The 14,079-nt window shown below is 55.5% G+C and carries 8 protein-coding genes; 3 read left to right on the forward strand and 5 right to left on the reverse strand.

Annotated features, from left to right (window positions below):
* Positions 1 to 7 precede the first annotated feature (7 nt).
* The gene (gene maeB, locus QNN86_RS03340) at positions 8 to 2,287 is read right to left on the reverse strand and encodes an NADP-dependent oxaloacetate-decarboxylating malate dehydrogenase (RefSeq protein ID WP_096756215.1); all 2,280 of its coding nucleotides are present in this window, start codon (positions 2,285 to 2,287) and stop codon (positions 8 to 10) included.
* A gap of 279 nt (positions 2,288 to 2,566) precedes the next feature.
* On the opposite strand from maeB, the gene tkt reads away from it, so the two are divergent.
* Positions 2,567 to 4,561 carry a transketolase gene (gene tkt / locus QNN86_RS03345; RefSeq protein WP_414210624.1) on the forward strand — a complete coding sequence of 665 codons (1,995 nt, stop codon included), beginning with the start codon at positions 2,567 to 2,569 and terminating at the stop codon, positions 4,559 to 4,561.
* Positions 4,562 to 4,615: 54 nt separating this feature from the next.
* On the opposite strand, the gene QNN86_RS03350 is transcribed toward tkt, so the two are convergent.
* From QNN86_RS03350 to aegA, 3 genes are all read right to left on the reverse strand, one after another.
* On the reverse strand, positions 4,616 to 5,659 hold the full coding sequence (locus QNN86_RS03350; RefSeq protein ID WP_182269372.1) for a DUF1176 domain-containing protein: 1,044 nt from the start codon (positions 5,657 to 5,659) through the stop codon (positions 4,616 to 4,618).
* Positions 5,660 to 5,779: 120 nt separating this feature from the next.
* Positions 5,780 to 6,358: a GDP-mannose pyrophosphatase NudK gene (gene nudK, locus QNN86_RS03355; protein ID WP_096756212.1), complete on the reverse strand. Its 579-nt coding sequence runs from the start codon at positions 6,356 to 6,358 to the stop codon at positions 5,780 to 5,782.
* Positions 6,359 to 6,514: 156 nt separating this feature from the next.
* Complete coding sequence (aegA, locus tag QNN86_RS03360; protein ID WP_414210625.1) at positions 6,515 to 8,494, reverse strand: formate-dependent uric acid utilization protein AegA; 1,980 nt, start codon at positions 8,492 to 8,494, stop codon at positions 6,515 to 6,517.
* Positions 8,495 to 8,755: 261 nt separating this feature from the next.
* Here aegA and narQ point away from each other — a divergent pair, with 261 nt between their 5' ends.
* Positions 8,756 to 10,453 (forward strand): nitrate/nitrite two-component system sensor histidine kinase NarQ, encoded by a 1,698-nt coding sequence (gene narQ / locus QNN86_RS03365; protein ID WP_414210626.1) that lies wholly within the window; start codon positions 8,756 to 8,758, stop codon positions 10,451 to 10,453.
* Positions 10,454 to 10,637: 184 nt separating this feature from the next.
* Positions 10,638 to 13,751, forward strand: a complete 3,114-nt coding sequence (gene acrD, locus QNN86_RS03370) for a multidrug efflux RND transporter permease AcrD (RefSeq protein ID WP_414210627.1) — start codon at positions 10,638 to 10,640, stop codon at positions 13,749 to 13,751.
* 76 nt (positions 13,752 to 13,827) lie between these two features.
* Here the strand turns inward: acrD and ypfM are convergent, their stop codons facing one another.
* Positions 13,828 to 13,887, reverse strand: a complete 60-nt coding sequence (ypfM, locus tag QNN86_RS03375) for a protein YpfM (protein WP_001386977.1) — start codon at positions 13,885 to 13,887, stop codon at positions 13,828 to 13,830.
* Positions 13,888 to 14,079 lie beyond the last annotated feature (192 nt).

Consider the following 14,079-nt stretch of genomic DNA (forward strand, 5'->3'; position numbering starts at 1 on the left):
AGTGAAATTACAGCGGCTGTGTTTGCGCTTCTACAACCGCCAGCGCCACCATATTCACGATACGACGAACAGAGGCGATCGGCGTTAATACATGAACCGGTTTCGCCACCCCCATCAGCACCGGGCCGACTGTTACGCCTTCAGAGCTGGACACGCGTAGTAAGTTGTAACTAATACGCGCCGCTTCCATATTCGGCATCACCAGAATATTGGCGGAGCCTTTCAGCGGACTGTCCGGCATCCGATCGTTACGAATGCTTTCTACCAGCGCGGCATCACCGTGCATCTCACCGTCGATCATCAGTTCTGGCGCACGCGCCTTGATAAGCTCCAGCGCTGCGCGCATTTTGCTGGCCGACGGACAGTTGGAAGAGCCAAAGTTGGAGTGCGACAGCAATGCCACCTTCGGTTCGATACCAAAACGCCGTACGGTTTCGGCCGCCATCACGGCGATTTCCGCCAGCTGATCCGGCGTCGGGTCATCGTTAACGTAGGTATCGGCGATAAAGGTGTTGCCGCTTGGCAGCAACAGCGCGTTCATCGCCCCCGCCGTATGCACACCGTCGCGGTGACCAAATACCGCTTTCACCACGCTGAAATGCTCGTGATAGTCGCCAATCGTGCCGCAGATCATCGCATCCGCTTCACCGCGTTGCACCATGATCGCACCAATCACCGTGGTGTTGGCAATCACCGCACGCTGCGCCTGCTCCTGGGTGATCCCCCGGCGCTTCATGATCTGATAATACTCACTCCAGTACTCTTTGAAGCGCGGATCGGATTCGTTGTTGACGATCTCAAAATCAACACCGGCTTTGATCTGCAGCCCCAGTTTCTGGATGCGCATTTCGATCACGCTCGGACGGCCAATCAGGATCGGCTTCGCCAGACCTAAGGTGATCAATTCCTGGGTCGCATGCAGCACGCGCGCCTCTTCCCCTTCCGTCAGCACCACGCGCTTCGGCGCTTTGCGTGCCAGCGAGAAAATCGGCTTCATGAACAGGTTGGTTTTGTAGACAAACTCACTCAGCTTATCGATGTACGCATCAAAGTCGGCAATCGGGCGCGTTGCCACGCCGGAGTCCATGGCCGCTTTCGCCACCGCCGGTGCAATTTTGACAATCAGACGCGGGTCAAACGGCTTAGGAATGATGTATTCCGGGCCAAAGCTCAGGTCCTGATCGCCATAGGCGGAGGCCACCACTTCGCTCTGCTCAGCATGCGCCAGTTCCGCAATAGCATGTACCGCCGCCAGCTTCATCTCTTCGTTGATTGCAGTGGCACCCACGTCCAGCGCACCGCGGAAGATGAACGGGAAGCACAGGACGTTGTTGACCTGGTTCGGGTAGTCGGAGCGACCGGTACAAATAATGGCATCGGAACGCACTTCTTTCGCCAGCGGCGGCAGAATTTCCGGTTCCGGGTTGGCCAGCGCCAGAATCATCGGCGCACGCGCCATTTTCTTGACCATCTCCTGGCTCAGCACTTTCGGGCCGGAACAGCCAAGGAAGATGTCAGCCCCGTCGATCACGTCATCCAGTGTACGCTTGCCGTCATCTTCCACCGCGTAGGCTGCTTTAGTTTCAGCCATATTTGGTTCGCGATCTTTGTAAATCACACCTTTGGAGTCGCAGACCACAATGTTGTGCTTCTGCATGCCCAGCGCCACCAGCAGGTTCATACAGGCAATCGCCGCCGCCCCCGCACCGGACACCACCATACGCACATCAGAGATATTCTTCTCCACCACCCGCAGACCGTTGAGGATCGCAGCGGTGCTGATGATAGCCGTGCCGTGCTGGTCGTCATGAAATACCGGAATATTCATGCGCTCACGCAGTTTTTGCTCTATGTAGAAGCATTCCGGCGCTTTGATATCTTCGAGGTTGATGCCGCCAAACGTCGGCTCAAGGGCCGCCACCACGTTAATAAATTTATCCGGATCGAGTTCGTCGACTTCAATATCGAACACGTCAATCCCGGCAAATTTCTTAAACAGAACGCCTTTCCCTTCCATCACCGGTTTGCCGGCCAGCGCACCAATGTTGCCCAGCCCCAGTACCGCAGTACCGTTGGAAATCACCGCCACCAGGTTGCCGCGCGCGGTGTATTTGTAGGCCGCCAGCGGGTCTTTTTCAATCTCCAGACACGGGGCAGCAACACCGGGTGAATAGGCCAGCGCCAGGTCACGTTGGGTGGCAAGGGGTTTGGTTGGCGAAACCTGAATTTTGCCGGGTACTGGAAACTCGTGGAAATCGAGGGCGCTTTGTCTTAACTGGTCATCCATCTTGTTGTTCCTTTCACGTATCGATCAATAAAGTGGCGCAGGTAACCCTTTTGCAGAGCCGCACATTATCACCTCAGTCAGCGGCGCAAACTTTGAAGGTCGCCAAACTCTCACTACTCAAAGAAAGAATTTGTTATCAATTTATAACAGCCATGTTACCTGCTTAAGCCAGCAATACCATGCCTGTCTGCTATGCTTTTTGCTGACAACGCCTGCAAATTCTCCAAAAGTGTGAATTAACACACGCTCTAACACTTTACTTTTCAAGGAGTATTTCCTATGACCCGTAAAGAGCTTGCCAATGCCATTCGTGCGCTGAGTATGGATGCGGTCCAGAAAGCCAACTCAGGCCATCCCGGCGCACCGATGGGCATGGCCGATATTGCCGAAGTGCTGTGGAACGATTTTCTCCGCCATAACCCGAGCGATCCTCACTGGTACGATCGTGACCGGTTTATTTTGTCCAACGGTCACGCCTCAATGCTGCTTTACAGCCTGCTGCATCTTTCCGGTTACGACCTGCCGTTGGACGAGTTAAAGAACTTCCGCCAGCTGCATTCAAAAACGCCCGGGCACCCGGAACTGGGCTACACGCCGGGCGTGGAAACCACCACCGGGCCATTGGGTCAGGGCCTGGCGAACGCCGTCGGGCTGGCGGTGGCCGAACGAACGCTGGCCGCGCAGTTTAATCAGCCGGGCCATGAGATTGTCAGCCATTTCACCTATGTTTTTATGGGCGACGGCTGCCTGATGGAAGGGATTTCCCACGAAGTCTGTTCGCTGGCGGGGACGCTAGGACTGGGCAAGCTGATCGGCTTTTACGACCACAACGGCATCTCTATTGATGGCGAAACCAAAGGCTGGTTTACCGACGATACCGCGAAGCGCTTTGAAGCGTATCACTGGCATGTGGTACACGAGATAGACGGGCACGATCCTGAAGCGGTGAAGAAAGCCATTCTGGAAGCCCAAAGCGTGACCGATAAGCCATCACTCATTATCTGTCGGACGGTAATTGGCTTTGGTTCGCCGAATAAGGCCGGGAAAGAAGAGGCGCACGGCGCGGCACTGGGTGAAGAAGAAGTGGCGTTGACCCGCCAGAAGCTGGGCTGGCATCATCCCGCCTTTCACATCCCCAAAGAGATTTATCGGGCCTGGGACGCGCGGGAAAAAGGCGAAAAAGCCCAGCAGGACTGGAATACGACCTTCTCCGCGTACCAGCAAGCACATCCTGAACTGGCAGCAGAGTTTACCCGCCGGATGCGTGGTGGGCTGCCAAAAGAGTGGGAAAAGAGTACCGAGAAATACATTCGCGAATTGCAGGCTAATCCGGCAAAAATTGCCACCCGTAAGGCATCGCAAAACACCCTCAACGTCTATGGCCCGATGCTGCCCGAACTGCTTGGCGGCTCTGCCGATCTCGCCCCCAGCAACCTGACTATCTGGAAAGGCTCAACCTCGCTGAAAGACGACCCGGCCGGGAATTACATTCACTACGGCGTGCGTGAATTTGGCATGACCGCCATTGCCAACGGCATTGCCCATCATGGCGGTTTTGTCCCGTATACAGCCACCTTCCTGATGTTTGTCGAATACGCCCGTAACGCCGCACGCATGGCAGCATTAATGAAGGCCCGACAGATCATGGTCTATACCCACGACTCGATTGGTCTGGGGGAAGACGGTCCGACTCACCAGGCGGTAGAGCAGCTCGCCAGCCTGCGCCTGACGCCCAACTTCAGCACCTGGCGTCCGTGCGATAAGGTCGAAGCGGCAGTAGGCTGGAAACTAGCCGTTGAGCGCCATAACGGTCCCACGGCGCTGATCCTTTCCAGGCAGAACCTGGCACAGGTTGAACGCACGCCTGAGCAGGTCAAAGAGATTGCCCGCGGCGGCTACGTGCTGAAAGACGGCGGCGGGAAGCCGGATATTATCCTGATTGCTACCGGGTCAGAGATGGAGATCACGCTGCTGGCGGCGGAGAAATTGACAGGTGAAGGCCGTAACGTCCGCGTGGTCTCTCTGCCCTCAACGGATATCTTCGACGCCCAGGATGAGGCGTACCGGGAATCGGTCCTGCCAGCCAGCGTCAGCGCGCGCGTGGCGGTGGAAGCGGGCATTGCCGACTACTGGTACAAATACGTCGGGCTGAAAGGGGCTATTGTCGGCATGACTGGCTATGGGGAATCCGCCCCGGCGGACAAATTATTCCCGTACTTCGGCTTTACGGTAGAGAACATCGTCGAAAAAGCGCATAAGGTGCTTAACGGGTGATCGTCGCCATCAAGCCCGTAGGTCGGATAAGGCATAGCCGCATCCGGCGTTAAATTAACGGGTGATCCACAACGTGGGCCAGGCGTCCGGGCCATGCCAGTTATCACAGCTTGGCTCTTGTGCATAACGCACCAGACGAAAACGCTGGCCGTCAAAACGCCAGCGCGTCTGGATCCCGCAGTCCGACAAGCCACGCCCCCTGGCGAGCGTAATCAGCTCGCGCGATTTTTCATCGAACGCAGCATTGGTCAACTCCATATCATTGCTTTCTGCATCCGTTTTAAACGGCAGGCTCAACCGCACGGGGCGAGAAGTCAGCGGTTTGCTGCGGGACACAATCCATGCCAGATCGATGGTGTTATACGCCCCAGCTTCACAGCCAATCATCAGCAACGCTTTGTCGTCCGTTAACGCAGACACCCGCACCTCGCGACGCATCGGGTCGAGCGAACAGCGCATGCCATTTATCCGCCAGTTCCCGTAATCCAGCAGGTCGTTGCGCTCTTGTTCAGACAGGGGGGTTGGCGTGGGATTAACGATGGCCACGCCTTTCAGGGCGGGAGCCGGTGGCACGCTGAGCGGCGGCTCGCCACCTTTTTCTATCCAGGCAGTTTCGCTGCCTACGCGTTTTTGCTGCGCGTCAATAAACAGCAGTGAGGCTTTCAGTCCTGCCAGCGACAAGGTTTGCCCCCCTTTTTGCAGGGTAATCGTCTGCGCGTTTTGCACGGTCTGTAAAAAGGCGCTAATGGTGACAGGATCGTCAGTCATCAGATGCCAGGGCGTAATGTTCCAGTGCTCGCCGGTCAGCGATAACGGTGCACCGTCGAGCAGCAGACGCGGCGCAATCTCTGCCTCTCTGGCATCGGGGGAGTCCAGTCCCCCCAGTTCGATGCGCAACACCGCGTCGGTATGCGCCCCGGCGCTGCGGCTTAGGGTCATCACCAGGCCGTGATGTTCACCGGTATTGCGCGCCACGCAAAAATTCTGGTTATTGCAGGTCACCTGCCAGTCGGAAAATGCCTGCTGCGCAGGAGCCGCCCACAAAAAGCGGACCGGCAGCAAACCGAGCAGAAAGATGAAAATAACGCGATAGCGCATGGACGGTACAACCCCGAAGTCAAAACCAACAACCTGAGCCGTATCTTCCTTGCGCGATTGATGAGGCTCAATCAGAATCGTCGGATTGGCCGTTATTTTGTAAAGAAATATAAATTCCGATCATGAGTCCATGAGATGTGACGACTGCAAATAGTTCAGCAATAGCACCGTTTTACCATCTCGGATCTCGCCAGTTTTGATCATCTCCAGCGCCTGCGTAAAGGGGAGCTCCAGAACCTCAATATCTTCATCTTCAACGCCGCCGCCGGCATTCGCCCGCTGGCTGTCACTGTATTGCGCGATAAAAAAGTGGATTAATTCGGTCACGCCGCCCGGCGACATGTACAACTCAAACAGTTTACGCACCTCACCCACTTCATAGCCGGTCTCTTCTATCGCCTCTTTGCGAATGCAGGCTTCCGGCTCGTCGTTGTCCAGCAGTCCGGCGCAGGTTTCTATTAGCTGTCCGCTTTCGTTACCGTTGACCCAGGTCGCGACGCGAAACTGGCGGATCAGCACCACGGTCTTTTTCTCCGGGTTATACAGCAGGATGGTGGCCCCGTTACCGCGATCGTAAACCTCGCGTTTGTGGCGGATGACCTCGCCGTTGCTACGGGTCAGTTCATAGGTGATATTGCGCAGGATGAAGTAGTTATCGGAAAGGACTTTGTCTTTGATGAGGGTAATTTTTTGCGACATACCGGCTCCACGGAGAGAAGTGAGCAATAATACTACGCCGTGAAACCGGGTTTGTCTGCGCGCAATGTAGGCCAGATAAGCGACGCGCCATCAGGCAATCATGCGGCGCATTGCCGGATGACAACGCTAACGCGTTTTATCCGGCCTACTCGCTGATTAGTGAGATTTAACTGATTTTATACCCAGCCAGTCGACGATCCCCTGTGCGGCATGACGCCCTTCTGCCATGGCCGTCACCACCAGATCGGCTCCGCGCACCGCGTCGCCCCCGGCAAAAATCTTCGGGTTCGTGGTTTGATAACGGTAAGCGCTCTCAACATCAGCAGCGATACGTCCCCAGCTATCGACCTTCACGCCGTGCGCCTCGAGCCACGGCATGCCGTGCGGATGAAAGCCAAACGCCATGATCACTGCATCAGCAGGCATCACAAATTCACTCCCGGCGACAGGAACCGGACGACGACGCCCCTGTGCATCAGCCTCACCGAGCTGGGTACGTAAGAAACGCACGCCGCTGACACGCCCTTCGGCATTCAGCACCAGCTCAACCGGCTGGACGTTAAACTCAAAGTTAGCCCCCTCTTCGCGGGCATTTTTGACCTCTTTTTTAGAACCGGGCATGTTGGCTTCATCCCGACGGTAAGCGCAGGTGACCTGGCTTGCCCCGTGGCGCAGCGCAGTGCGCACGCAGTCCATAGCCGTATCGCCGCCGCCGAGCACCACGACGTTCAGTCCGGCGGTGTCAACAAACGGCTCTTCCGACAGTTCATCCAGTCCCATAACCTGCTTGGTATTGGCAATCAGGAACGGCAGCGCGTCATATACACCGGGGGCGTCTTCATTCGGCAGATCCGCTTTCATCGAACGATAGGTCCCGACGCCCACGAACACCGCATCGTAGTCATCCAGCAGCGCGGCCAGCGTCACGTCCTTGCCGACTTCGCAGTTCAGCTCGAAATGAATACCCATGGCACTGAAGATTTCACGACGGCGCGCCAGCAATGATTTATCCAGTTTGAAGGCCGGAATACCAAACGTCAGTAAGCCGCCAATTTCAGGGTGGCGATCGAAAACGGTAGCGCTGACGCCGTTGCGGGCTAACACATCCGCACAGGCCAGCCCCGCCGGGCCCGCGCCGATAATGGCGACGCGTTTATCGACTTTCTGTACATGGCTTAAGTCCGGTCGCCAGCCTTTGCTCAGCGCGCGGTCAGAGATGTAACGTTCAATATTGCCAATGGTGACCGCACCGTGTTCATCACGTACCGTGCAGGCCCCTTCGCAGAGTCGGTCCTGCGGACAGACGCGTCCGGTGATTTCCGGCAGGCAGTTGGTCTGGTGCGAAAGCTCGACCGCTGCGTCAATGTTTCCGGCTTTCACCAGTTCGATCCACTGTGGAATATGGTTGTGCAGCGGGCACGTCCACTCGCAAATACTGTGCTCACCGCACTTCAGGCAGCGGGAGGCTTCCCGTTCAGCCTGCGCCGTGCGGAACGGCAGATAAATCTCATCAAAGCTGGTTTTGCGGGCTTCAATCGGCAGTTTATCGGGCTCACCGCGCGCGGGCGTGGCCTGCATTTGTTCAACTTTACTCGTGACATGCGGCGTCACTCCGCTGGCAATCGCATGCCAGGGTTGACTCTCCTGACTGGCTGCGCGCAGCCTGCGTGCTTTTGACAGACCGGCAAGCGAGCTTTCCGTTACCTGCTGTAGCGCCTGCGCCGGACAATTTTCGACGCAGGCCGGTCCCTTTTCCCGCCCCTGACACAAATCACACTTATACGCGGTCGCTTTCACCTTTCCTTTCGCCACGGGTGTCAGTACGATCTGCATCGTGCCAAATGGACAGGCAACAACGCAGGATTTACAGCCAATGCACTTTTTCGCGTCCACCTGCACGCTGTCATTGTCATGGCAGATGGCGCCATTCGGGCAGCTTCTGGCGCAGGGCGCGTCTTCACAGTGGCGGCAGGTCACCGCACTGCGCTGGTGCTGATGTTTGATGACGGTAATGCGCGGCTGAAAATGCCGTTGGCTCAGGACATGCTGCTCATCGTTATGCGCCATGACACAGGCGACCTCACAGGCGTGGCATCCCAGGCACTGTTGGCTGTTGACCATAATAAAACGATTCATGGCTTCCTTCTTTTTTGGTTGCAAAAACCTTATTCTTTATATGACTGTTATTAACCGACCCTGAAGTGAGCGGCAATGTCCATTTGCCCAGAAAGTACAACTATTTATCCAGAACCTGTGGCAGATCAATTTATTTCATCGCATATGAAATTGTGTTTCAGTTACCATCCTGTTTCATGGCGATTTTATTAACATTTAACAAATACACTGAGTCTTTCGGGCTGCAACCAGGCGCGAGGCGCATGGTGTGAGGATGTGCGAGTGACGGTAAAGCGTCCTGTCTCGGCCAGTTTAGCCAAGGCTTTTTTCTACATCGTGCTGCTGTCAATTCTCTCTACGGGTATTGCGCTGCTTACGCTCACCAGCAGTTTGCGCGACGCGGAGGCGATTAATATTGCCGGTTCCCTGCGTATGCAAAGCTATCGGCTGGGGTATGACCTGCAAAGCCAAAGCCCGCAGATCAGCGCCCACCGCCAGCTTTTTCAGCAGGCGTTAAACGCGCCGGCATTACAAAATCTAAACGCCTGGTATGTTCCAGAAGCGGTAAAAAGCCGCTATGGACGTCTGCATGCGAACTGGCTGGAAATGAACGCCCGGCTGATAAGTGGCGATTTGCCCTGGTATCAGGCCAATATCAACAACTATGTCAATCAAATCGACCTCTTCGTGCTGGCGCTGCAGCATTATGCTGAGCGCAAAGTGATGCTGGTGTTTGGTATCTCGCTGGCAGGCGGGATCGGCATATTTACGCTAGTGTTCTTTACTCTGCGGCGGATTCGCCAGCAGGTGGTACGTCCCCTCAATAAGCTGGTGATGGCCAGCCAGCAGATTGAACACGGTCAGTTTGATATCCCCCAACTGGATACCGGCTTGCCCAACGAACTGGGGCTGCTGGCGAAGACGTTTAGCCAGATGTCGAGTGAACTGCATAAACTGTACCGCTCGCTGGAAGCCTCCGTGGCGGAAAAAACACACGATCTTCACGAAGCCAATCGCCGCCTGGAAGTGCTGTATCAGTGCTCTCAGGCGCTGAATACCAGCCAAATTGACGTGCACTGCTTCCGCCATATTTTACAAATTGTCCGCGAGCACGACGCCGCATATTTCCTGGAACTCACCGTCGGGGATAATTGGCGGATCAGCGAAGGAACGAAAAGTGCCGACCTGCCGATGCAGATCCTGCCGGTCACCATGCAGGACACCGTCTATGGCGAACTACACTGGCAAAGCCCTAACGTGAGTGCTTCTACGCCGCTGCTTAATAGTGTGTCAACCATGCTGGGACGCGGCCTGTACTTCAACCAGGCGCAAAAACATTTTCAGCAGCTGTTGTTAATGGAAGAGCGAGCGACCATCGCGCGTGAGCTCCATGACTCGCTGGCACAGGTGCTGTCTTATTTGCGCATTCAGTTAACGCTACTGAAGCGTTCGATTCCGGAAGATAATGCCCCGGCGCAGAGTATCATGGCCGATTTCTCCCAGGCGTTGAACGATGCGTATCGTCAACTGCGCGAGTTGCTCACCACCTTCCGCCTGACCTTACAGCAGGCCGATCTGCCTTCTGCCCTGCATGAAATGCTGGAAACGCTGCAAAACCAAACATCGGCTAAACTGACGCTCGATTGCCGGCTACCGACGCTGGCGCTGGATGCGCAAATGCAGGTGCATCTGTTGCAGATCATCCGCGAAGCGGTGTTGAACGCCATTAAACACGCCAGTGCGAGCGAAATTGCCGTCAGCTGCGTGACTGCACCAGATGGGAATCATACCGTGTATATCCGCGATAACGGCGTCGGCATCGGTGAACCGCAAGAACCTGCGGGGCATTATGGTTTGAATATTATGCGTGAGCGCGCGGAAAGACTCAGCGGTACACTGACCTTCTCGCAACCCTCCGGGGGCGGCACGCTGGTCAGCATTAGTTTTCGATCGGCAGAGACGGAAAGTCAGCTAACGTAAAGAACAGCAATGCGCCGTCTGGTCTGCATCCAGTCCAGACGGCGTTGGCACGAAAGGTACGCTGTAAACGCGTATGATAATTTACATTATCTTCTTTTTTTCTCCACGTTTGGCCCGTACCTTGCCGCTACAGTGAAGCAAGTCATACCGATAACGATACGCAGAAACACGAGGTCCTCTTTTAATGGCGAATTTCTTTATCGATCGCCCCATTTTTGCCTGGGTGTTAGCTATCCTGTTGTGTCTCACAGGAACCCTGGCTATTTTTTCGCTGCCCGTTGAGCAATATCCCGATCTGGCGCCGCCGAACGTGCGCGTCACCGCAAACTATCCAGGTGCGTCGGCACAAACCCTGGAAAATACCGTCACCCAGGTTATCGAGCAAAACATGACCGGTCTCGATAACCTGATGTATATGTCGTCGCAAAGCAGCGGAACCGGCCAGGCGTCGGTGACGCTCAGTTTTGTGGCAGGGACCGATCCTGACGAAGCCGTACAGCAGGTACAAAACCAACTGCAGTCGGCGATGCGTAAGCTGCCGCAGGCGGTACAGGATCAGGGGGTGACGGTACGTAAAACCGGGGATACCAATATCCTGACTATCGCCTTTGTCTCCACCGACGGCTCAATGGACAAGCAGGATATTGCCGACTACGTGGCGAGTAATATTCAGGACCCGCTCAGCCGTATTAACGGCGTGGGGGATATTGACGCCTACGGCTCTCAATACTCCATGCGTATCTGGCTCGACCCGGCCAAGCTGAACAGCTTCCAGATGACCGCCAAAGACGTCACCGACGCTATTGAGTCGCAGAATGCGCAAATTGCGGTTGGCCAACTCGGCGGTACGCCTTCGGTGGACAAACAGGCGCTGAATGCGACGATCAATGCTCAGTCATTGCTACAAACGCCGGACGATTTCCGCGCGATTACGCTGCGCGTGAACCAGGACGGTTCCGACGTCAAACTGGGCGACGTCGCCACAGTCGAAATGGGCGCAGAGAAATACGATTACCTCAGCCGCTTTAACGGCAATCCGGCCTCCGGTCTGGGGGTGAAATTAGCCTCTGGCGCCAATGAAATGGCGACGGCGAATCTGGTTATCAATCGCCTGAATGAGCTGTCGCAATATTTCCCGCACGGACTGGAATACAAGGTGGCGTATGAAACCACCTCCTTCGTCAAAGCGTCGATTATCGACGTGGTCAAAACGCTGCTGGAAGCCATCTCGCTGGTCTTCCTCGTGATGTATCTGTTCCTGCAAAACTTCCGTGCGACGCTTATCCCAACCATCGCCGTCCCGGTGGTGTTAATGGGCACCTTCTCCGTGCTCTATGCCTTTGGTTACAGCGTCAACACGCTGACGATGTTTGCGATGGTGCTGGCCATAGGCCTGCTGGTCGATGATGCCATTGTGGTGGTGGAGAACGTCGAGCGCATCATGAGCGAGGAAGGCCTCTCGCCGCGTGAAGCCACGCGGAAATCGATGGGGCAGATCCAGGGTGCGCTGGTGGGTATCGCCATGGTGCTGTCGGCGGTGTTTATCCCAATGGCCTTCTTCGGCGGCACCACCGGGGCGATTTACCGCCAGTTCTCGATAACCATCGTCTCGGCAATGGTGCTGTCGGTGCTGGTGGCGATGATCCTGACCCCGGCCCTGTGCGCCACATTGCTCAAGCCGCTGCATAAGGGTGAACATCACGGTCAGACCGGGTTCTTCGGCTGGTTTAACCGCATGTTTAACCGCAATGCTGAACGCTATGAAAAAGGCGTTGCCCGAATTTTACATCGCAGCCTGCGCTGGATCCTGATCTACGGCTTGCTGCTCGGCGGCATGGTATTCCTGTTCCTGCGCCTGCCAACCTCGTTCCTGCCGCTGGAAGACCGCGGCATGTTTACCACCTCGGTACAGCTGCCCAGCGGTTCCACGCAGCAGCAAACATTAAAAGTGGTGGAAGAAGTCGAGAAGTATTATTTCACCCATGAAAAAGACAACATCATGTCGGTCTTCTCAACCGTCGGCTCTGGCCCTGGTGGCAACGGGCAGAACGTAGCGCGTATGTTCGTCCGCTTAAAAGACTGGGACGATCGCGACACGACCACCGGCACCTCATTTGCCATTATCGAACGCGCCACCAAAGCCTTTAACCAGATTAAAGAGGCGCGCGTTTTTGCCAGCAGCCCTCCGGCCATCAGCGGCCTGGGTAGCTCTGCCGGTTTTGATATGGAGTTGCAGGATCACGCCGGTGCGGGTCATGACGCGTTAATGGCCGCACGGGACAAACTGATAGAACTTGCCGGGAAGGACACCTCTCTCACCCGCGTACGTCATAATGGCCTCGACGACAGCCCGCAGCTGCAAATTGATATCGATCAGCGCAAAGCACAGGCGTTGGGGGTTTCTATCGATGATATCAACGACACGCTGCAGACAGCCTGGGGCTCCAGTTACGTCAATGACTTTATGGACCGCGGCCGTGTGAAAAAAGTCTACGTGCAGGCGGCGGCGAAATATCGCATGCTCCCTGACGACATCAACCTGTGGTACGTGCGCAACAATAGCGGCGGTATGGTGCCGTTCTCGGCGTTTGCCACCTCGCGCTGGGAAACCGGTTCACCGCGTCTGGAACGCTACAACGGCTACTCTGCCGTCGAGATCGTCGGCGAAGCCGCGCCCGGCGTCAGTACCGGGACGGCAATGGACGTGATGGAATCGCTGGTGCATCAGCTCCCGACTGGGTTTGGCCTCGAATGGACGGCGATGTCGTATCAGGAACGGCTCTCGGGCTCTCAGGCCCCTGCCCTGTACGCTATTTCGCTGCTGGTGGTGTTCCTGTGTCTGGCGGCGCTGTACGAAAGCTGGTCGGTACCGTTCTCCGTCATGCTGGTAGTGCCGTTGGGGGTGATTGGTGCGCTGCTGGCGACCTGGATGCGCGGTCTGGAAAACGACGTTTATTTCCAGGTCGGGCTATTAACAGTTATCGGGCTGTCGGCGAAAAACGCGATATTAATTGTTGAGTTCGCCAATGAGATGAATGAAAAAGGACACGATTTGCTCGACGCCACGCTGCACGCCTGTCGTCAGCGTTTACGTCCAATTTTAATGACCTCGCTGGCATTTATCTTCGGGGTGCTGCCGATGACCATCAGCAGCGGCGCAGGCTCCGGCGGTCAGCATGCGGTAGGGACCGGCGTGATGGGCGGGATGATATCCGCCACCATTTTGGCTATTTACTTCGTGCCTCTGTTTTTTGTGCTGGTACGCAGGCGCTTCCCGTTGAAGCCACGCCCGGAATAATCAGAGCACAAAAAAGGCGACTTATTATGAGTCGCCTTTTTTTATCCCTTGCGGGATCAGGATGTCTGCCAGAAATTTATTTACGAAGCATCACTTCGATAAAGTCTTTCCAGTTCCCCAGTTCACGTTCAATCATAACAACCTCTCTTATTATTATGAGCATTCTACGAAATCATCATCATTAAAAGAAGACAATTTAACCAATGGTTGTGATTGCATCCTCCCGAGTGTGGGGTGTATGTCATCACTATGTGCTATACCCATAAATTTTATGTGACTTACGGCAATATTTTGAAATATTCATACATAATCTACGACTTTGACAATT

This window comes from Citrobacter sp. C348 (assembly GCF_047467975.1).
GTDB lineage: Bacteria > Pseudomonadota > Gammaproteobacteria > Enterobacterales > Enterobacteriaceae > Citrobacter > Citrobacter gillenii.